The 19716-nt window shown below is 73.2% G+C and carries 17 protein-coding genes; 10 read left to right on the forward strand and 7 right to left on the reverse strand.

The genetic code is table 11. From position 1 onward, the window contains the following. The first annotated feature begins 113 nt into the window (after window positions 1-113). Both ACZ7G3_RS08270 and ACZ7G3_RS08275 read left to right on the forward strand, forming a co-directional pair. Window positions 114-1781, forward strand: a complete 1668-nt coding sequence (locus tag ACZ7G3_RS08270; RefSeq protein ID WP_470924132.1) for a (2,3-dihydroxybenzoyl)adenylate synthase — start codon at window positions 114-116, stop codon at window positions 1779-1781. After that, on the forward strand, window positions 1781-2038 hold the full coding sequence (locus ACZ7G3_RS08275) for a ferredoxin (RefSeq protein ID WP_470924134.1): 258 nt from the start codon (window positions 1781-1783) through the stop codon (window positions 2036-2038). The genes ACZ7G3_RS08270 and ACZ7G3_RS08275 overlap by 1 nt, the downstream gene beginning before the upstream one ends. A gap of 271 nt (window positions 2039-2309) precedes the next feature. Here ACZ7G3_RS08275 and ACZ7G3_RS08280 read toward each other — a convergent pair whose 3' ends face one another. The 4 genes from ACZ7G3_RS08280 to ACZ7G3_RS08295 are packed head-to-tail and all read right to left on the reverse strand — an operon-like array spanning window position 2310 to window position 7073. Beyond that, a complete protein-coding gene (locus tag ACZ7G3_RS08280; RefSeq protein WP_470924135.1) occupies window positions 2310-3776 on the reverse strand; it encodes an ABC transporter ATP-binding protein in 1467 nt (488 codons plus the stop codon). Continuing rightward, the gene (locus tag ACZ7G3_RS08285; RefSeq protein ID WP_470924137.1) at window positions 3773-4594 is read right to left on the reverse strand and encodes an ABC transporter permease; all 822 of its coding nucleotides are present in this window, start codon (window positions 4592-4594) and stop codon (window positions 3773-3775) included. The genes ACZ7G3_RS08280 and ACZ7G3_RS08285 overlap by 4 nt, the downstream gene beginning before the upstream one ends. Further along, on the reverse strand, window positions 4591-5565 hold the full coding sequence (locus ACZ7G3_RS08290; RefSeq protein ID WP_470924139.1) for an ABC transporter permease: 975 nt from the start codon (window positions 5563-5565) through the stop codon (window positions 4591-4593). Before ACZ7G3_RS08290 ends, ACZ7G3_RS08285 begins: the two co-directional genes overlap by 4 nt. Then, a complete protein-coding gene (locus tag ACZ7G3_RS08295; protein WP_470924141.1) occupies window positions 5562-7073 on the reverse strand; it encodes an ABC transporter substrate-binding protein in 1512 nt (503 codons plus the stop codon). The genes ACZ7G3_RS08290 and ACZ7G3_RS08295 overlap by 4 nt, the downstream gene beginning before the upstream one ends. Window positions 7074-7295: 222 nt before the next feature. Between ACZ7G3_RS08295 and ACZ7G3_RS08300 the strand changes: the two genes are divergently transcribed. Together ACZ7G3_RS08300 and ACZ7G3_RS08305 are read left to right on the forward strand one after the other, a co-directional pair. Then, window positions 7296-8141 carry a methyltransferase domain-containing protein gene (locus ACZ7G3_RS08300; RefSeq protein WP_470924143.1) on the forward strand — a complete coding sequence of 282 codons (846 nt, stop codon included), beginning with the start codon at window positions 7296-7298 and terminating at the stop codon, window positions 8139-8141. Window positions 8142-8238: 97 nt separating this feature from the next. Then, on the forward strand, window positions 8239-8487 hold the full coding sequence (locus tag ACZ7G3_RS08305) for a chorismate mutase (protein WP_470924145.1): 249 nt from the start codon (window positions 8239-8241) through the stop codon (window positions 8485-8487). An 84-nt stretch (window positions 8488-8571) separates the two neighbouring features. Here the strand turns inward: ACZ7G3_RS08305 and ACZ7G3_RS08310 are convergent, their stop codons facing one another. Next, a complete protein-coding gene (locus ACZ7G3_RS08310) occupies window positions 8572-9249 on the reverse strand; it encodes a uracil-DNA glycosylase (RefSeq protein WP_426598953.1) in 678 nt (225 codons plus the stop codon). A gap of 311 nt (window positions 9250-9560) precedes the next feature. Between ACZ7G3_RS08310 and ACZ7G3_RS08315 the strand changes: the two genes are divergently transcribed. Then, window positions 9561-10571 (forward strand): N-acetylglucosamine kinase, encoded by a 1011-nt coding sequence (locus tag ACZ7G3_RS08315; protein ID WP_470924147.1) that lies wholly within the window; start codon window positions 9561-9563, stop codon window positions 10569-10571. 115 nt (window positions 10572-10686) lie between these two features. Next, window positions 10687-11610 carry a sirohydrochlorin chelatase gene (locus ACZ7G3_RS08320; RefSeq protein ID WP_470924149.1) on the forward strand — a complete coding sequence of 308 codons (924 nt, stop codon included), beginning with the start codon at window positions 10687-10689 and terminating at the stop codon, window positions 11608-11610. 257 nt (window positions 11611-11867) lie between these two features. Here ACZ7G3_RS08320 and ACZ7G3_RS08325 read toward each other — a convergent pair whose 3' ends face one another. Continuing rightward, window positions 11868-12902 carry a lactonase family protein gene (locus ACZ7G3_RS08325; RefSeq protein ID WP_426598951.1) on the reverse strand — a complete coding sequence of 345 codons (1035 nt, stop codon included), beginning with the start codon at window positions 12900-12902 and terminating at the stop codon, window positions 11868-11870. Window positions 12903-13040: 138 nt separating this feature from the next. Then, entirely contained in the window at window positions 13041-14531 is a 1491-nt protein-coding gene (locus tag ACZ7G3_RS08330) for an FUSC family protein (RefSeq protein ID WP_470924151.1), read from the reverse strand. Window positions 14532-14747: 216 nt separating this feature from the next. On the opposite strand from ACZ7G3_RS08330, the gene ACZ7G3_RS08335 reads away from it, so the two are divergent. From ACZ7G3_RS08335 to ACZ7G3_RS08350, 4 genes are all read left to right on the forward strand, one after another. After that, a complete protein-coding gene (locus ACZ7G3_RS08335) occupies window positions 14748-15224 on the forward strand; it encodes an Lrp/AsnC family transcriptional regulator (RefSeq protein WP_398132421.1) in 477 nt (158 codons plus the stop codon). Between the two features lie 28 nt (window positions 15225-15252). Then, window positions 15253-15948, forward strand: coding sequence for an HAD family hydrolase (locus ACZ7G3_RS08340; RefSeq protein WP_470924153.1), 696 nt, complete (start codon window positions 15253-15255; stop codon window positions 15946-15948). Window positions 15949-16050: 102 nt separating this feature from the next. Continuing rightward, window positions 16051-18879, forward strand: coding sequence for a beta-L-arabinofuranosidase domain-containing protein (locus ACZ7G3_RS08345; RefSeq protein ID WP_470924155.1), 2829 nt, complete (start codon window positions 16051-16053; stop codon window positions 18877-18879). A gap of 92 nt (window positions 18880-18971) precedes the next feature. After that, entirely contained in the window at window positions 18972-19712 is a 741-nt protein-coding gene (locus ACZ7G3_RS08350) for a DUF4142 domain-containing protein (protein WP_470924157.1), read from the forward strand. Window positions 19713-19716 lie beyond the last annotated feature (4 nt).

The following is a 19716-nucleotide window of genomic DNA, read 5'->3' on the forward strand; positions in this document are numbered from 1 at the left end:
TCACCACACCACCCGGTGATTCAAATGACAATCATATTCACTTAGCCTAGCCTAGATGCGCGGCTCTGTGGGGCACCACCACCAACATCCGCACCACGCCTCGGAGGAGAAACATGGGAACGACCTCGGTACAGGGAGCGCTGTCCGGCAGACCGGACTGGCCCGGCTGGCCACCGGAGGCCGCACGGCACTACCGCCAGGCCGGCTACTGGCGGGACGAGGTCTTCGGTGATCTCCCGGCCCGGCAGGCGTCGGCACGTCCGACGGCCACGGCCCTGGTCGACGGAGACCGCCGCTGGACCTACTCGGCACTGGAGGCCGAAGTCGAGGGCCTGTACCGGTCCTTGCACCGTCTCGGACTGCGCCGGGGCGACCGGGTCATCGTGCAGCTGCCCAACCGCGCGGAGTTCGTGCTGCTGTGGTTCGCGCTGCAGCGGCTCGGCGCCGTACCGGTCCACGCCCTGCCCGGACACCGTCGCCACGAGATCGCGCACCTCGCCCGGATCACCGAGGCGGTCGCCTACGTGATCCCCGACCGGCACGCCCGCTTCGACTACCGCGCGCTGGCCGCGGACCTCGGCGCCGACCACGCGTCACTGCGCCACACGATCGTCGTCGGCGACACGGGGGACCACAGCGGCTTCGTCCCCTTCGAGACGTTGCTCGATCCACGGGCACCGGCCGTCGCGTCCCCCGAACCCCCCGTCGAGTCCGGTGACTTGGCTCTCCTCCTGCTGTCCGGAGGCACCACCGGCACGCCCAAGCTCATCCCGCGGACACACCAGGACTACGCCTACAACGCGCGAGCCGCGGCCGAGGTGTGCCGGCTCGACGCGGACTCGGTCTACCTGGCCGTCCTGCCGATCGCCTTCAACTTCACGATGAGCTGCCCCGGCGTTCTGGGAACGCTGCACGCCGGCGGGACCGTGGTGCTCTCCCCCAGTCCGAACCCCGGCACCGCCCTCGAGCTGATCGAGCGCGAGAAGGTCACCATCACCGCCATCAATCCACCGCTGGTCCCCTACTGGCTGCGGGAGTTCGAGGAGCGGCGGCCGGACGTCTCCAGCCTCGCCGTCCTCCAGGTCGGTGCGGCGCGGCTGGCCGACGACCTCGCGCGCCGTATCGAGCCCACGCTCGGAGCCCGGCTGCAGCAGGTGTTCGGCATGGCGGAAGGACTGCTCAACCTGACCGCGCTCGACGACCCGGACGCGATCATCTGCTCCACGCAGGGCCGCCCGGTCTCACCGGCGGACGAGGTCCTCGTCGTCGACGGGGACGGCGCGCCGGTTCCCGACGGGCACGTCGGAGAGCTGCTGACGCGCGGTCCCTACACGCTGCGCGGGTACTACCGCTCCCCCGAACTGGCGAGGACCCACTTCACCGAGGACGGCTTCTACCGCACCGGAGATCTCGTCCGGCGGCTCCCCACCGGACACCTCAGCGTGGTCGGCCGCGTCAAGGAGCAGATCAACCGGGGCGGCGAGAAGATCGACGCCACCGAGGTCGAAGAGCACCTGCTCGCCCATCCCGGCATCGACTCCGTGGCACTCGTGGCCGCGGCGGACCCCGAACTCGGCGAACGCTCCGTGGCCTTCGTCGTGTGTACGGGCCCGGTGCCCGGAACCCGGGAACTCGCCTCCTTCCTGCGGGAACGCGGTCTGGCGGCCTACAAGGCACCGGACCGGGTGAAGGCGGTCGAGCGGATGCCCCTGACCCCCGTGGGGAAGACGGACAAGAACGCGCTGCGGGAGACGGCACGGCTCGAGGACGGGCAGGCCTGATGACGCCCACCACACCGCCCGGGCCAGACGCTGCCCGGGCCCGCGGGAAAGGAGACCTGGTGCGCGTATCCGTGGACCGCGATGTCTGTGTAGGTGCCGGACAGTGCGTACTGTCCGCCGAGTCCGTGTTCGACCAGGACGGAAACGACGGGCTCGTAGTGCTCCGGACACCGGAACCCCCCGCTGCGGTGCTGGACGGCGTCCGCGACGCGGTGGACCGGTGTCCCGCGAGGGCCATCACGCTGAACGAGGGGTGACCTGCTCCGAGACGAGCGGCTGGGCGCGGCAGAGCTGCCGAACGACGTCGCGGCGCGACTCCCGAGGTCCCCGGATCGGGAATCGCGCCGCGTCGGCTCCCGCGCCCACGCGCACGCCTTCTTGTCGTCGCGGGGTGGGTAGCCCGGCGCGGCGGCCGGCGAACTCCCCCTTCGGCCTGACGACCGGGTCGCCGTCGTGGCCGAGCCGCCATTCCGTACGGCGTACCGCCTGAGTGGGTCTCAGGTCTCATCCGCACCTGGCACAGTTCCCTCACGGCCCGGCCCGGCCGCCCGGCAGGCGCGGGTGCGGGTCGGCAGGGACGAGCGCGCCGTCCATCAACTCCAGGCGTCGGCCCGCCGTGGCGGCGACGGCCTCGTTGTGCGTGATGAGGAGTACGGCAACGCCCCGTTCCTGTCGCAGCTTCGCCAGCATGTCGAGGACTTCCCGCTCGGTGGCGCCGTCGAGGGACGCGGTCACCTCGTCGCAGAGCAGCACACGGGGCCCGGCGGCGACGGCCCGGGCGAGGTTCGCCCGCTGGCGTTCTCCCCCGCTCAGCTCGCCGGGGCGGCGGTCCGCGGCCTTCTGGGGAAGGGAGACCGCGCTGAGGAGTTCCGCGACCGGGGGCGGGACGAGACCGCCGCGGACGGCCGCCCGTCGTGCTCTCTCCAGGGCCGTGCCGACGGTCTCGCGCGGGTTGAGCGCGGCACGGCTGTCCTGGTCCACATGGGCCACCAGGAGCCGGTCGGCGGCCGTTCTCCGGGCGACGGGCCACGGCTGTGGTGTTCCGTCCAGCCAGAGACGGCCCCCGCTCGGTTCCAGCGTGCCCGCCAGCGCCCGCGCCAGCGTGGTCTTGCCTGCTCCGGAGGCGCCCATGACGGCCACACACTCACCGGCGCTCAGTGCCAGGCTCGCACCCCGCAGTACGGGTTCCGCGCCGGGCCCTCCCCGGACGTCGTCGGCGCTCAGCACGAACGTCTCCCCCTCCGGCGCACGAGGAGCAGGTGCCGCTGCGACCGGTCGCCGGGGAGCGCGCGGCCGCCCACCGCCGCCGAGGCCGGCCACGGTGTCGTCGGTGAGCGTGCCGCGGGACAGGGCGACCCTGCGGTGGGTGAGGCGGTCGACCACATCCAGGTCATGGCTCACCACCAGCATCGCGGCATGGCCGGCGGCGGTGGTCAGGAGGTGGATCAGATTCTCCGTCGCCCTCGTGTCCAGGCCGCTGGTCGGCTCGTCGAGGACGATCAGCCCGGCGCCTACGGCCAGCGCCGCGGCCAGGGCCACACGTTGGGCCTGGCCTCCGGAGATCTGGTGGGGAAACGCCCGCGCCAGGTCCGCGGGCAGCCCCATCCGCTCCAGTGCGTCCGTGCGGAAGGAGGTGAGTTCCGCGCGTCCCGCTCCGGACCGGCGGGCCGCTCGGTCCAGCACCCAGCCGACCCGGTGTTCGGCGGGGAGCGCGCTGGCGCAGTCCTGCGGCAGGTACGCGGCCAGGCGCCCACGCACCCGCCGTGCGCCGGCGGGTGAGAACGGGTCGTGGTCCGCGACCCGGACCGTGCCGCCGACCCGTGCCAGCCCCTGCCTCGTATAGCCGAGCAGGGCGTGTGCCAGTGCCGTCTTGCCCGACCCCGACCGGCCGACCAGGCCGACCCGTTCTCCCGGCCGTATCGTCAGCGAGCAGTCGGACAGCACCGTCCGCTCGGCGGACGACAGGCTCAGGTTCGCGACCTCCACCAGGTTCATCGCGCGGTGTTCCGTTCGTCTCGTGGGCGCCCGACGGGAGACGTGAGGCGGTCCGCGGCCAGGGTCATACCGAGCGCGAGCATGATCAGCAGCAGGGCCGGAGCCAGCACCGGCCACGGCTGGGCTCCCGCGCCCACCGCGTTCTCCCGTACCAGCCGGCCCCAGTTGGCGGCGGGCGCCGGTGCGCCCAGGCCCAGGAATCCGGCCGTCGCGCAGAGCTGAGTGGCGGCGATGAAGCGAAGACCTGCCTCGGCCCATGCCTCGGAGGCGATGTTCGGGACGATGTCGTGCCGAATGACAGCGAACCTGCTGTCTCCGCGTGCCAGCGCGGTGCGTACGTAGGACAGCTCGGCCAGCCGGGCGGTGGCCGCGCCGATGACACGCACGGAGAACGGCAGGCTCACCAGGGTGACGGCCACCAGTACGGCGAGCTCGCTGCCGGGCCTGCCCGCCGCGACCAGCAGCATGATCAGGAGCGGAGGGACGACGGCCAGGCCGTCCACGACGCGCAGTACGCCCTTGAGGGGTCCCCGCCTGGCCAGGCCGGCCCAGGTGCCGATGGTCAGTCCGGCGATGCTGCCCAGCGCGGTCGCGGCCAGCGCCTGCAGTACGAGGGTCCGGCCGCCGTGCGCCGTCCTCGCCAGCGCGTCGCGCCCCAGCATGTCGGTGCCGAACGGCCGCGACCAGCTTGCCGGTTCGAAGGGGGCGCCCACCCGTTCGGTAGGTGAGGGCAACGGAAGCCACGGCCCGGCCAGTGCGACCGCCGCCGTCAGGAGCGGGACGGCCGGCAGCAGCCATCTGAGCATCGTGCGTGTCATGACGTCCTCCGTCCGGTCCGGTGCCTCGACGCGGGGCGGGAGCGGACGTTCAGCCACCCGGCCAGCAGATCGCCCGTGAAGAGGATCAGCAGTGCGGCCCCCGCCAGGACCAGCCCGAGCCCCTGCACCATCGCTACGTCCCGATAGGCGACCGCGCGGGCCAACTCGCTGCCCACCCCGGGGTAGTTGAACAGCGTTTCGACCACCAGGCTGCCGCCGAGCAGCCCGGCCGCCATCACGGCCAGTCCCTGGATGCCTGGTGCGGCGGCTGCGGGCAGCACGTAGGACCACGCCAACCGCACCCCCGACTCGCCGTCCAGACGGGCCTGCTCCACCGCGGGGCTCTGCGCGGCGCCGACCACAGCGGCGCGGACCAGACGCGTCGCCACCCCGAGACCCGCCAGGACCAGCGCGGTCACGGGCAGCACCAGCATGTCCGGATGCTGCCAGGGGGCATCGCCCGGCGGGAACAGCGACACCGCCGGGAACAGCCCTCCCTGGTGGGCCAGCACCACGACCAGACCGGTGGCCAGGAGGAACTCCGGCAGCGCGATCAGTGTCACCGTCATCGACGACAGCAGCCGGTCCTCGAGCCGGCCGGCCCGGAGACCGGCGAGCAGCCCGAACGTCACCGCGAGCGCGGCGATGCCGGCCACCGCGAGTCCGACGAGAACCACCGAATTCCCGAACCGCGAGGCGAGGACCTCACTCACCGGCCGGCCGGCGGCGGAGGAGCGGCCGAGGTCGCCGGTCAGCGCGTCGCCCAGCCACGACACGTAGCGTGCCGCGGCGGGCCGGTCCAGGCCCAGGCGCTCCCGGATCTCGGCCCGTTCGCTGTCGGTGGCGTCCGCGCCGGCGACGACTCCGGCCGCGTCCCCGGGCAGCACCTCGGTCGAGAAGAAGAGCACCGCCGACAGCAGCAGCATCATCGCGGCGGCCGTCACGCCGCGGACCACCCCGAACCGGATCACGCCGAAGCGAGTTCGGCGGCCGAGAGGTCGGGGAACTGCTGAACCCGCACACCGCTCAACCTGTCGGTGTGGGCGTCCACCGTGGGGACGAACACCGGGACGATCTCGTTCCCCTTCTCCCACAACAGGCGCTGCGCCTCGTGGGAGGCCTTCTTCCGGTCCGCCTCGGCCGGCGCGCTGCGAGCGGTGGACACCAATCTGTCGATGTCCGGGAAGGTCCCGGGCGTGTGGTTGGCCTCGAAGGGCGCCGGCGGGTTGTAGCCGGCGGCGAACGGGAGGCGCTGGTAGGCCTCGTAGTCCGCGTAGAGCTGCCCGGCCGGCAACTCCTTCAGGCTCGCCTTCACCCCGATCGCCCGGAGGTTCTCCACCATCAGTGTGGCCGTCTCCACCATGCCGGTCAGCTCGGGGCCGGCGGTCAGCTCGATCGACATCCCCTCGTGACCCGCCTCGCGCAGCAGCGCCTTCGCCTCGTCGGGGTCGTGGGACCGCTGCTCCAGGCCGGCGTGGTAGCTGGGGAAGCCGATCGCCGGGACGTCGTTGCCGATCTCGGCGCGGCCGAAGTACACCGTGTCCACGATGGCCTGACGGTCGATCGCCAGGCGGAACGCCCTGCGCACGCGCTCGTCCTTGAACGGCGCGTGCGACATGTTCATCTCGAACCGCAGGTTGGACACGTACGGCGGCTCACCGGCGCTCACGGTGAACCCGCGGTCCTTCTCCAGGCTGCGCGCGGTGAAGGGTGACACCCCGCTGACGAAGTCGGCGCGCCCCCCTCGCAGCGCGTTCACCCGCGCCTCGGCGTCGCCTATGGACAGCAGGTGGATCTCGTCCAGGTGCACGTCGTCCCCGTAGTAGTCGGGGTTGCGGCGCAGCAGCGTCTGCTGACCCGGTTCGAACGCCTCGATCACGAACGGCCCGCAGGACGGCGTCCCGGGGGTGAACTCGGTGGTGCCGTCCTTGATGACCAGCATGCTCTGGCACAGCAGGAGGCGCCCGTCCGCGATCGGGCCGGCGGTGGGCAGGCGGAGGGTGCGCCGGTCGAGTTCGCGGGCGGCGGCGAGGTCGAAGTTGCGCCCCACGAGGCGGGTGAACGGCAGACCCTCCAACTCGTCCGGCGCGCGCAGCGAGTAGAGCAGGTCGGCGGCGGTCACCGGGGATCCGTCGGTGAAGGTGACGGAATCACGCAGTCGCAGGGTGTACGACGTGAGGTCGTCGCTGGTCTCGATCGTCTCCAGGATCCCGTAGGCGACGCCGTCCGGCTGCCCCGTGTCGATGGCCCCGAGGGGTGCGTGGACGAGCCGCGCCCGGACGAAGTCGAGGGCGGTCGGTCCGACGAAGTAGTTCAGCGTCTCGCTCGACCCGCCCCCGGCGAAGGCCGCGCGCAACGTCGTACCCGCGCCGTCGCCCCCGTCGTCCGACGGGGAGGAACAGGCGGTCAGCAGCCCGGAGACGCCCGCGGCGGTCAGGGCGCCGAACCCGAGGAAGGCGCGACGGGAAAGATTACTCACAGTGTGTCCTTGTTTGCCGGAGGAGAGACGGGTGCCAGGCACAGGCCTGTCCCGACCTGGGCGCGACGGAGGGGCGCCCGAGCGAGCGCGTCGGGCAGCCGGAAGCCTCGGCTTCGGCCGGCTCACGCCCGGGACCGTGGCGCCTCGGCCACCAGCATATGGAAACCATAATCGTTCCCAACTAGGTTTACATGAAAATGATTACCAATTAAGCTGCTCGGCATGGTGGATGTCGACGAGGCAATGCTGACGACGTATCTGAAGACCAACCGGGCGTTCATGGCGCCGGTCGTCGAGCAGGCCGTCGGCCTGCTCGGCCTGGAAGGCCGGCGCCGCGTCCTCGACGTGGGCACGGGCGCGGGGGGCGGTCTGGTCGCTCTCGCCCGTGCCGCCGGCGGCCGGGCCCGCGTCCTGGGCGTGGACCGCAACGAGGGCGCGCTCGCGCTGGCCCGCGAGCACGCGAAGGAGGCGGGCGTCCTCGACCAGGTGCACACCGAGACCGCGGACCTGGACGACGTTGCCGCAACGGCCTTGGGGGACAACCGTTTCGACGCGATCTGGGCGAGCGACGTCATCTGGCCGGGGAACGTCGAGGACCCCGCGGCGGCGGTCGCGCGGCTGGCCGGGGCGCTGTCGGCGGACGGCGTGCTCGCGCTCTTCACGAGCAACTACTACAGCTCGACGTTCCTTCCCGGTCACACCCGCCTGGAGCGGCGGCTGCTCACCGCTTCGGAGCTGAACTGGGGGATCCCCGCCGACGGTCCGGACCACTACGCGCGGCACGTGCACTGGATGACCGCGGCCGGCCTGCGGGACGTGCGGCTGCACGTCCTCCCCCGGGTCGGCTTCCCCGCGGACGCCGACCCGACGGTCCGTCCCTATCTGGAGAAGGTCGTGTGGCCCGAACTGCTGGCCGCCGCCCGGGCACGGGGGGAGGACGCGGGGATGAGCAAGGAGGACATCGCACGGTGCGAGGCCCTGCTGACCCCCGGACATCCTCAGTACGTGGTCGACGAACCGGGCTACTACCTGGTTCATCCCACTCTGCTGGTGACCGGACGCCGCTGATCCCCCCGGCGTGACCCCTACCCCTCACTGGGCACGCCTTCCGCCGCCGTGGCGAAGCGGCCGCCCTCATCGACCTCGCACGGGAAGGCACTCGCACATGCCCAGGGCCATGGACGGCGTCGCCGACGGCCTGCACGCACATGTCGTGGAGTTGGACGCGGCCATCATCGAACTGGTCCGCCGGCGTACCGAGATCTGTGCCCAGCTGGCGGCCCGGCGCCGCCCCGCCGGAGTACCGGCGATCGAACTCGCCCGGGAGAACGCGGTCCTGCGGCGATACGGCGAGGCACTCGGGCGCCCCGGCGTTCCCCTGGCGATGTGCCTGACGGAGCTGGGGCGGCGGTAGTTCCGGTGTGCGCCGCGCACGTCCCGGGCAAGGCGTGCGCGGCGCCGGCCACCGGCAGGGCTCGGAACCTCTGGAGGGCGGGAGCTACGGAAGTCGCCAGTCCACCGGCTGAGCACCCTGCCGGACCAGCAGGTCGTTGGCCCTGCTGAACGGACGGGAGCCGAAGAAACCGCGGTCCGCCGACATCGGCGACGGGTGGGCGGACTCGACCGCCGGGAGGTCCCCGAGCAGTGGCCGCAGATTACGCGCGTCACGGCCCCACAGGATGGACACCAGCGGCGTGCCGCGGGCCACCAGCGCTCGGATCGCCTGCTCGGTGACCTCTTCCCAGCCCTTGCCGCGGTGCGCGGCCGGCTTGCGCGGCGCCGTCGTCAACGCCCTGTTGAGCAGCAGCACCCCCTGCTCGGTCCACGGTGTCAGGTCTCCGCTGGACGGCCGGGACAGTCCCAGGTCCGTATGCAGTTCCCGGAAGATGTTCTCCAGGCTGCCCGGCAGGGAACGCACCTCGGGCGCCACCGCGAAGCTCAGGCCGATCGCCATCCCCGGGGTGGGATAGGGGTCCTGACCGACGATCAGGACGCGGACGTCGTCGAACGGCTGCTGGAAGGCCCGCAGGACGTTGGCCCCCGACGGCAGGTACGTCCGTCCGGCCGCTACCTCCGCCCGCAGGAAGTCTCCCATCGCGGCGATGCGTCCAGCCGCAGGTTCCAGAGCCTTCGCCCAGCCTGCTTCAACAAGTTCATGCAAGGGTCGTGGTGCCACGGCGCGTCACTCTACTGGCAGACAACCGGTCCCCGCACGAACACCGGGGCCCCTCCCCCGAGGACGCCGCCCTCGGCGCTACTCTTCCTCCACGTCGAGGTCGTCGAGCCGGTCCGGCGGACCGCGGCATCGCCGCAGTCGGTCACCGGTCACCGGGAGGCGGGGAGTCTGTTGGATCCAGTGGCCGAGCCGCTCCGCCGGGGTCATCACGCCCTGCCGGCCCGTCGTCGCCGATACCCGGCCCCCAAAAGCCCCGCCCACGCGATGAGGCCGTGCCTCGTCGTCCGGGGCCGTGACCACCGGTGCCTGCCGTGACCGGCGGCTTCCTGGCCGTGGACTCCGGCGGTTCGGGGCTGCGCGTCGTCGTCGGTGCGGCGGGAGGCGACGGACGCGGCCCGGACGGGCTCGGGCGGCGTGCGTCGCGGGAACCGGTCCGCACCGGTGCGCGCGGCATCGATCCCGGGCATCTGCTCACGCAGCTGCTGCCGATGGCCAGGGAGCTGACCGCCGAGACCGGTGTGACCCGGCTCGGCACCGTCGTCGTCGGGGCCGCCGGACTGGCCACCCTGGGCGACGCCCTGCGCGCCGAACTGCCGGGCGCGCTGGCCCGCGAGCTGGGCGTGCGGACGGTCGCCCTGGTCGCCGACGCCGTCACCGCCTACGTCGGCGCCCTCGGGCCCCGGCCCGGAGCCGTGGTCGCCGCGGGCACCGGTCTGATCGCGACCGGCACCGACCTGATCCGCTGGCGCCGGGCGGACGGCTGGGGCCATCTGCTGGGCGACTGCGGCGGGGGCGCCTGGATCGGGCGGGCCGGCCTGGAGGCGGCGCTGCGGGCCCACGACGGGCGACCGGGCGGCTCGGCCCTGCTGCTCGCCCGGGCCGAGGAGCGTTTCGGCCCGGTGGCGGGGCTGCCCGGGCAGCTGTATCCGCGTACGGACCGTCCCGCCGTCCTCGCCTCCTTCGCTCCCGAGGTGGCCGCCTGCGCGGCCGGCGACCCCGTCGCCGCGGACGTCCTGCGGGCCGCCGCGCGGCACCTGGCCGACTCGGCCGCCGCGGTGTGCCCGTCCGGCGGCGAGCCCCGCCTCGCGGTCACCGGTGGCCTGCTGAAGATGGGCGACCCCCTCGTCGTACCGCTGGAGGAGGAGCTGGCGAAGCGGCTGCCGCACGCACGACGGACGACCGCCGAGGGTGATCCACTGCACGGTTCGGTGCGGATCGCGACCGACCTGGCGGCCGGCTCGCTCGCCCTTCCGAGCGACGACGGACTGCTGTGGGTGACGACTGTGCCGGGCGGCCGGCAATTCGGTCCGCCGGCGAGGTGAATAGTGCCGATGTCGGCCGATCCGTACATCACTCATCAGACAAAACCGGACGGATACCGCTCACCTGCACCCTCCCCGAACAGGGAAACCCAGGAAACCAGTAACATGCGGCGCCATGAGCTCCCCCACTGGGCCCGCGTCCGGCCTGCCCGTACGAATGCCGCGCCCCCGCCAGCCCGGACGGCACCGCCGTCCCGAACCCCTGGTGGCTCCCGAGGGCGCGCCGGCGCTCGTCCTCGCGGTGCCGGGGACGCCCAGTAGCGCCACCCGAGGCCTCGCCGACGAGGTCATCAGCATCGCCCGGTCCGAGCTGCCCGGCCTCGACGCCCGGATCGGCCACCTCGACGGGGACGACGAGGAGTTCCCCTCCCTGTCGGCCGTCCTCGTGCGGGCCGCCGAGGAGCGCACCGCCCGCTACGAGCAGGCGCGCGCCGCCGGCCTGGAGGTGAAGGAGCCCGAGGGCCCCGTCGCCGTCGTCGTACCGCTGCTCGCCGGCCCGGACGGCGCGCTGCTGCGCCGGATCCGGCAGGCCGTCATGGACAGCCGGATCGCGGCCGAGCTGACCGACGTGCTCGGCCCGCACCCGCTGCTGGCGGAGGCGCTGCACGTGCGGCTCTCCGAGGCGGGCCTGGCCCGTGCCGACCGTGCCCGGCTGTTCACCGTGGCGACCGCCGCGGACGGCATCGTCCTGGCCTCCGTCGGCGGGGACGAGGCCGTCCAGGCGGCCGGGATCACCGGCATGCTGCTCGCCGCGCGCCTCGCCGTGCCGGTGATGGCGGCGGCGCTGGACGAGGAGGGCTCGATCGCGTCCGTGGCCGAGCAGCTGCGTTCCTCGGGCTCGCAGCAGCTGGCGCTCGCGCCGTACCTGATCGGCCCGGAGATCGAGGCGTCCCTGCTGGCGGAGGCGGCCGAGGAGGTGGGCTGCTCCACCGCCGAGCCGCTCGGCCCGTACCCGGCGATCGGCAAGCTGGCACTGGCCAAGTACACGACCGCGCTCGGCATCTCGCCGCAGCAGCCGCAGGGCGCACCGGTCCGCTGACCCACGGGCGCCCACCCGCGCCCCGTATGCCCGGCCGAAAGGGCCCGCTCACGTACCGGAGCGGGCCCTTCGCCGTGCCGTACGGCCGCCGGGGGCGACCGGCGCAGCCACGCGGGTCCGCGCCGTGCGCCCATGGGCGGGGCACCGGCCCGTCCGGGGCACAGCCCTAGTCGTGCCGTACGGGTGGACGCGGGTGAGCCGTGCGGCACGTGCACGGGCCGCACGGCGCGGGGCGCGACGGCGGACCGCCGCCCCGGTCAGCCGAAGACCACGCAGGACGCCGCCGGTACCGCGAGGGAGCCGGCGCGCCGGGGTACGCCGGTCTCCGGGTCGAGCGCGAACCAGGTCACGTCTCCGGAGCGCTCGTTGGCCGCGTACAGGAAGCCGTCCGACTCGGCGATCTCCCGCGGCCAGTGCCCGCCGCAGGGCACGGTCCCGAACAGCCGCAGCCCGTCCGGCTCCACGACGAACACGGACAGGACGTCCTCGCCGCGGGTCGCCGTCCACACGAAGCGGCCGTCGGGCGAGACGACGACGCCGGACGGGTAGGCGTCGCCGGACGGGGCCCCGGGCAGCACCGGCACCTCGGCGAGGGGCTGCAGTACGCCGTCGGCGGCGTCCCAGCGGCAGACGGTGACGGTGGGCGCCAGTTCGTTGACCACGTAGGCGCGGGAGCCGTCCGGATGGAAGGCGAGGTGACGCGGGCCCGAGCCGGGGCGCAGCGCGATCTCCCGGTGCACGGCGAGGGAGCCGTCCGTCAGGGTGCAGACCCGCACCGAGTCGGTGCCGAGGTCCACGCTGACGGCCCACCGCCCGCTCGGGTCGGGCCGCACCTGGTGGGCGTGCGGCCCCTGCTGGCGCTGGGCGTGCGGGCCCGAGCCGGTGTGCCGCAGGACGCCGGACGCGGACCGGGCGAGGCCGCCGTCGGGGCGCAGGGGTACGGCGGTGACGCTGCCGGAGCCGTAGTTGGCGGTCAGCACGTGCCCGGCGTACAGACTGAGGTGGGTCGGCCCGTCGCCCCCCACGGGCACCGGCCGCCCGACGGGCTCGGGTTTGTCCCCCGTCACCCGGAGCGCGGCCACCGCGCCCTCGGCCGTCTCGCTGACGGCGTAGAGCATGTCCCCGCCGGCGGCCAGGGCCAGGTAGGAGGGGTCGGGTACGCGGTCGGTGCCGCTGAGGACCGTGAGCGCGCCACTGCCGGGTGCGACGGCCGCCGTCACGATGCCGGGGCCGCCGGCCGCCGTGAACGACCCGATGAACGCCCGCCGCTGCCGCCTGCCGCCGTCTGCCACCGCTGCTCCCTCTCGTCCCGCGCCGTTCCGCGCCGTCCCGCGCCTCGTCGAGTGCCGACTGATTCGTCCGCCCCGGGGCGACGGTAGCAGTCGGTCAGCTGCGGTCCAGACCAAACGGGTGGCGCGGGGCCGGAGGGCTCAGGCTCCGACGAGCGGCGAGCCGGAAGGGGTGCGCAGGGGCGCGGCGAGGTCGGCCAGGGCGCGTTCCAGGCCGTGGAGGTGGGCCAACGCGGGCTCGGCGGCGCGCGGGCCGTCCTCGTGCTCGGGGACGGCGCCACCGCCGGTGAGTGCCTCGACCGCGCTCTCGACACGCCAGCAGGCTGCCGCCAGCCGGGCGTCGTGCGAGGCCTCCGGATCGGCCGCGACGGCGACCAGGCCGCGGATCTCCCGGGCGCAGTCGTCGAGCAGGGCGAGTACGCGGCGGGCGCGTCGCTTGCGGCCGTACATCGGGTTCAGCGGGTGCACGAGCGGGGCGACCGACAGCCGCACCCGGCCCAGCAGCTGCTCCAGCTCGGCCACGCGCGGCGCCGGGTCCGCGCCCTCTTTCCCGGCGAGGCGGGCGGCCGCCTCGCCGGTGCAGGAGTGGACGCAGCGCAGGGCGCGCTGGATCCAGGCGTCGGTGACGGCGTGCGTGGTGACGGGCAGGACGAAGAGCACGGCGAGGGCGGCGCCGAGCGCCCCCACTCCGGTCTCGGCGAGCCGCAGGGCGAGCAGGCCCGGGCTGAGGAAGTCCAGGAGGCCGTAGAGCAGCTCGGCGAGCAGCGTCACGCAGAGCATCATCCAGGTGTAGGACACCGCGGCGGAGTAGAAGATGCCGAAGACGCAGGCCGCGGCGAGGACGGCCGTGGGCAGCGCGGATCCGGCCAGCGGGAAGGCGATCAGCAAGCCGAGGCCGATGCCGACGACGGTGCCGAGGACCCGGCGGAAGCCGCGGACCAGGGTCTCGCCGCGCGAGGTGGTGTTGACGAACACCCACCAGGTGGCGCCGACGGCCCAGTACCAGCGCTCCTCGGACACGAGCTGGCCCACGACCAGGGCGAAGCCGGCGCCCGCGGTGGCCTGGACGGCCTGGCGGGTGGTGATGCGGGCGAGTCCGGTGGCGGCGGGCGGCGCGGGCACGGCGGGCGGGGGCAGGCGGCGCTCGTAGCACCACAGGCCGAAGCGCACCGCCGCGGCGGCGGCCACGGACAGCAGGACGGCGGCGTACATCTCGGGGAGCCGGTCCGTGGTCGCGTGCAGGAACTGGGCGATGAAGAAGGTCATGAAGGCGAACACGCCGAGGCTGTGTCCGCGCGGGCCCCAGCGGCGCGCGTACACGCCCGCGCCGACGACGGCGAGGAAGGTGAGGTCCCTGGCCACGGGGTGGTCGTGCAGCGCGGCCGCCGCGGTCAGCACGGGCAGTCCGGCCACCGGCAGCAGCGCGGTGGTGACCGCCTGCCCCCGCACGGTGGCGTCGGTGACGGTGAACAGCGCGAGCAGCGCGGCGAGCCCGCCGATGACGGCGCCCACGAGAGACGTACCGGCCAGGCCGCACACGACGACGGCCAGCCCGATGCCGAGCACGCCCCGCGCGGCGAACCGCAACCGCGACCGTCCCGGGTCCGGGCTCACGAACACCCTCTTCAGCACTGATTACCGCCCCCTCACGTACTGGCGCCCACCGGCCCGAAGCCACTGGCATGAAAAAGGCGCCGCGGGATCCGCAGCGCCATCGACCCTTCTATAGGAGCATCTCCGGCACCAGTGGCTCAACAGGCTCGTTCAGAAGTGCGCCATTGGTACAGTTCTCACGGCATGCCTACGGCCATCGAAGAGCCAATGGCCGACGAGGGGACCCGGACACCCATGGCCGTCGACGAACTCGACACCCGCATCCTGCGGCTGCTGCTGGAGCAGCCGCGCACCAGCGTGCGGGAGTACGCCCGCCTCCTCGGGATCGCCCGCGGCACGCTCCAGGCCCGGCTCGACCGCCTGGAGCGGGACGGCGTGATCACCGGGACGGCACCGTCCCTCTCCCCCGCCGCGCTGGGCCACCCGGTGCTCGCGTTCGTGCACATCGAGGTCACCCAGGGCCACCTGGACGAGGTGGGCGAGGCGCTGGCGGCCGTACCGGAGATCGTGGAGGCCTTCTCCATCACGGGTGGCGGCGACCTGCTCACCCGGGTCGTGGCCCGCGACAACGCACACCTGGAGGACGTGGTCCAGAAGCTGATCAGTCTGCCGGGAGTGGTCCGCACCCGCAGCGAGGTGGCGCTGCGCGAGCGCGTCCCGCACCGGCTGCTGCCCCTGGTCGAGTCGATCGGACGTACGGCGCGGAAGTGACCGCCGGGTCCTTGGCATCCTGTATCCCATGAGCACTCTCGGCGGCATCTCGGTCATCTTCGATCTCGACGGAACGCTCGTGGACAGCGAGCCGAACTACTACGAGGCGGGCCGGCAGACCCTCGCCGAGTTCGGCGTACCCGACTTCACGTGGACCGACCACGAGGGATACGTGGGCATCAGCACCCAGGAGACGGTCGCCGACTGGAAGCGGCGGTACGGCCTGCGCGCCCCCGTGGAGGAACTGCTCGCCGTCAAGAACCGCCACTATCTGGAGCTGGCCCGCACGTCCGCGCGCGCCTACCCGGAGATGCGGAAGTTCGTCGAGCTGCTGGCGGACGAGGGCGTGCCGCTGGCGGTGGCGTCGGGTTCGTCGCCCGAGGCCATCGCGGCGATCCTGTCCCGTACCGGGCTGGACGCGCAGCTGCGCACGGTCGTCTCGGCCGACGAGGTCGCGCGGGGCAAGCCCGCACCGGACGTCTTCCTGGAGGCGGCGCGGCGGCTCGGGGCGGCCCCGGCCGACTGCGTGGTCCTGGAGGACGCCGTTCCCGGAGCCGCCGCCGCGCACGCGGCCGGAATGCGCTGCATCGCGATCCCGTACGTCGCGGCACAGGCCGACGCGCCGGAGTTCGCCGCCGCCGGTCTGCTGGTGCGCGGTGGCCAGGGCGAGTTCACCGCGCGGGCGGCGTACGACTGGCTCGCACGGACGGCACGGCCGGCCTGACCGTACTCGTCAGTACCGTTGACGCTCCCGTACCCCTTGCCTATCTTCTGGGCGATCCTTCGAACGGCATTCGATATTTCGAACCGAAGAAACGAGGAGCACATGGCAGCGCCCCTCTCCCGGCGGACCCTTCTGCTGGCCACGGCGATCGCCGCGGGAACGCCCGCGGTCTCGTACGCGGCGGGCGGTCGGCCCGGCGCGGCGCCGCGGGCACCGGCCGCGCTCGCCGGCCCCGCGGCACCGGCGGCCTGGTCCGTACGGCCGTTCGGACTTCAGGACGTGACGCTCGGCCGGGGCGTCTTCGCCGACAAGCGGCGGCTGATGCTGGACCACGCCCGCGGCTACGACGTGAACCGGCTGCTCCAGGTCTTCCGCGCCAACGCCGGTCTCCCCACCCTCGGCGCCGTCGCCCCCGGCGGCTGGGAGGGACTGGACGGCGAGGCCAACGGCAACCTCCGCGGTCACTACACCGGCCACTTCCTGACCGTGCTGTCCCAGGCGTACCGCAGCACCGGGGAGCGGGTCTTCGCCGAACGGATCGACACCATGGTCGGCGCGCTGACCGAGGTGCGCGAGGCCCTGCGGCACGATCCCGCCGTACTGAGCACGGACGGACGGTTCGGCGCCGCGGCGGAGAACGTGCGCGGCTCCCACCAGTACGTCGACCTCCCCGCCGGTGTCCTCGGCGACACCCCGGCGATCACGCTGGCCGCCTGGGTGAAGCCCACCCACGACGGCGACTGGGCCCGTGTCCTCGACTTCGGCGACGACACCCACCGCTACCTCTACCTCGCCGCCCGCAACGCCGACGGCGTGCCGCGCTTCGCCATCACCGGCAGCGGTGCCGCGGGCGAGCAGGGCCTCGACGGCACGGCCGCACTGCCCCTGGACGAGTGGAGCCACCTGGCCGTGACCCTCGCGGACGGCACCGGCACCCTCTACGTCGACGGCGTCGCCGTGGCCCGGAACACGGCGATGACCGTGACCCCGGCGGTGCTCGGCCCGCTCGCCCACCACTGGCTCGGCCGCTCGCACTACCCCGCCGACCCCGTCTTCGCGGGCGCCTTCGAGGAGTTCAACGTCTGGTCGCGCGCCCTGAGCGCCGCCGAGATCGGCGCGTTGCGGGACAGCCGGGCCGCCGACACCCCGGCGGGCCGGGGCGACCTGGCGTCGTACGCCTTCGACGAGACCGGCGGCGGGTCGTTCGCGGACGCCTCCGGCCGGGGTCTGACGGCCACGCTCCGCCGCACCTGGGGCGGGCCCAGCCATCCCGGCTTCCTCGCCGCGTACCCGGAGACGCAGTTCATCCAGCTGGAGTCGATGACCGGCAGTGACTACACCAAGGTCTGGGCGCCGTACTACACGGCGCACAAGATCCTCAAGGGTCTGCTGGACGCCCACCTCGCCACCGGCGACGACCGGGCGCTGGACCTCGCGTCGGGCTTGTGCGACTGGATGTACGCGCGGTTGTCCGCGCTGCCCGCGGCCACCCTGCAGCAAATGTGGGGCATCTTCTCCAGCGGGGAGTTCGGCGGCATCGTCGAGGCGATCTGCGACCTGCACGCGGTCACCGGTGAGGCGGACCACCTCGCGCTGGCCAGGCTGTTCGACCTCGACCGGCTGATCGACGCCTGCGCCGCCAACACCGACGTCCTCGACGGCCTGCACGCCAACCAGCACATACCGATCTTCACCGGCCTGGTGCGGCTGTACGACGAGACGGGCGAGGAGCGCTACCTCACCGCCGCGAAGAACTTCTGGCGCATGGTCGTACCGCACCGCATGTACGCCATCGGCGGCACCAGCACCGGCGAGTTCTGGAAGGCGCGCGACGTGATCGCGGGCACCACCGGTGCCACCACGGCCGAGACCTGCTGCGCGTACAACCTGCTCAAGCTGAGCCGGACGCTGTTCTTCCACGACCAGGACCCGGCGTACATGGACTACTACGAGCGGGCCCTGTACAACCAGGTGCTCGGCTCCAAGCAGGACAAGGCGGACGCGGAGAAGCCGCTCGTCACCTACTTCATCGGGCTGACACCCGGCCATGTGCGCGACTACACGCCCAAGCAGGGCACGACCTGCTGCGAGGGCACCGGGATGGAGAGCGCCACCAAGTACCAGGACTCCGTGTACTTCGCCGCGGCCGACGGCAGCGCCCTGTACGTCAACCTCTACAGCCGGTCCACGCTCACCTGGGCCGAGCGGGGCGTCACCGTCACCCAGACCACGGACTACCCCGAGGAGCAGGGCAGCACTCTCACCATCGGCGGCGCCGACGCCTCCTTCGCGCTGCGGCTGCGGGTGCCCTCCTGGGCCACCGCGGGGTTCCGGGTCACCGTGAACGGCCGTGCCGTACCGGGGACTCCGGTCCCGGGCAGCTACTTCACCGTGTCGCGGACCTGGCGCCGGGGCGACACGGTGCGGATCCGTGTGCCCTTCCGGCTGCGGGTGGAGAAGGCAGTCGACGACCCGTCGTTGCAGGCCCTGTTCTACGGCCCGGTCAACCTGGTCGGCCGCAATCCGTCCACGGACCTCCTGGAGTGCGGGCTGTACCGCGACGCGGGTCTCTCCGGGGACCTGCTGCCCACGCTCACCCCCGTGTCCGGCAAGCCGCTCCACTACACGCTGGACGGCACCGAGTGGGCCCCGTTCGCCGAGGGGACCGAGGACCCGACGCACGCCTGGTTCCGGCGCGCGGAACCCCGGGTGGTCCTCGGCGGCACCGACTCGGGCGTCGCCAACCCGGCGAAGGACGACGGCACCACGCTGCTCGACGAGATCTGGGCGGCGGCACCGTTCCGCGGCAAGGGCGCGCTGCTGGCACACGTGCGGTCCACGGTGGACGCGTGGGTGGGGGCCGGGCTGCTCGGGGCCGACGACGGCGAGCGGGTGCTGCGGACCGCGCGGAGGGCGTCGTACGCGGACTGACGACGGCGAGTTTTTACCCGCGGAAGTGATCGGTTCGCGGCCCGCGTCCGTACCTCCTGGTGTCCGAGCCCGTCCTCGCCCCAGGAGGCACGATGCGCATCACTCGCACCACGGCAGGGACCGCCTTCGTGGCCGGTGCCCTGGTCCTCACCCTCACCGCGGTCGCCTACCCGGCCGTGCTCGGAGTGCGGAACACGGCCGGCAGCCAGGACCGTGTCATCACCAACACGGTGTTCGGGCCGCTCACCGAGGCCGACCGTGACTTCGTGGTGAAGGTCCGTGCCGCCGGGCTGTGGGAACACCCGCTGGGGCTCATGGCCATCGAGCGGGGGACGACGCCGGAGATGAAGGAGGCCGGCGAGCACCTGGTCGTCGGGCACGCCCGGCTCGACGCGACCTGCCGCAGGATCGCGCCCGAGCTGGGCATCACCCTGCCCAACCAGGCGTCCCCGCAGCAGCAGCAGTTCGTGACCACCGTGGACGGGACCACGGGCAGGCAGTTCGACACCACCGCGGTCAACATCATGCGCATCACGCACGGCCAGATCTTCCCGGCCATCGCCGAGATCCGCGCCAACACCAGGAACAGCCTGGTGCGGCAACTGGCCGACCAGGCCAACGACACCGTGCTCGACCACATCACCGTGCTGGAGAGGACCGGCCTGGTCAACTTCGACCAGGTCAACTTCCAGCAGTCGGCCCCGCCGAACCTGCCCGGGGTTCAGCTCACGCCGCCGGCGCCGCAGCAGGGTGAGCCGGTGCTCTCCCTCACCGCACCGCCCGGAATCGAGGCCGACACCTCGGCGCCGACCCCCGGTCCGACGGTCCGCTGACCCG

The organism is Streptomyces sp. NPDC037271 (genome assembly GCF_055603605.1).

Bases quoted from the DNA above. Each gene is read 5' to 3' on its own strand.
- ACZ7G3_RS08270 (WP_470924132.1), top strand. From the start codon at position 114: ATGGGAACGACCTCGGTACAGGGAGCGCTGTCCGGCAGACCGGACTGG.
- ACZ7G3_RS08275 (WP_470924134.1), top strand. From the start codon at position 1,781: ATGACGCCCACCACACCGCCCGGGCCAGACGCTGCCCGGGCCCGCGGG.
- ACZ7G3_RS08280 (WP_470924135.1), bottom strand. From the start codon at position 3,776: ATGAACCTGGTGGAGGTCGCGAACCTGAGCCTGTCGTCCGCCGAGCGG.
- ACZ7G3_RS08285 (WP_470924137.1), bottom strand. From the start codon at position 4,594: ATGACACGCACGATGCTCAGATGGCTGCTGCCGGCCGTCCCGCTCCTG.
- ACZ7G3_RS08300 (WP_470924143.1), top strand. From the start codon at position 7,296: ATGGTGGATGTCGACGAGGCAATGCTGACGACGTATCTGAAGACCAAC.
- ACZ7G3_RS08305 (WP_470924145.1), top strand. From the start codon at position 8,239: ATGCCCAGGGCCATGGACGGCGTCGCCGACGGCCTGCACGCACATGTC.
- ACZ7G3_RS08320 (WP_470924149.1), top strand. From the start codon at position 10,687: ATGAGCTCCCCCACTGGGCCCGCGTCCGGCCTGCCCGTACGAATGCCG.
- ACZ7G3_RS08335 (WP_398132421.1), top strand. From the start codon at position 14,748: ATGGCCGTCGACGAACTCGACACCCGCATCCTGCGGCTGCTGCTGGAG.
- ACZ7G3_RS08340 (WP_470924153.1), top strand. From the start codon at position 15,253: ATGAGCACTCTCGGCGGCATCTCGGTCATCTTCGATCTCGACGGAACG.
- ACZ7G3_RS08345 (WP_470924155.1), top strand. From the start codon at position 16,051: ATGGCAGCGCCCCTCTCCCGGCGGACCCTTCTGCTGGCCACGGCGATC.
- ACZ7G3_RS08350 (WP_470924157.1), top strand. From the start codon at position 18,972: ATGCGCATCACTCGCACCACGGCAGGGACCGCCTTCGTGGCCGGTGCC.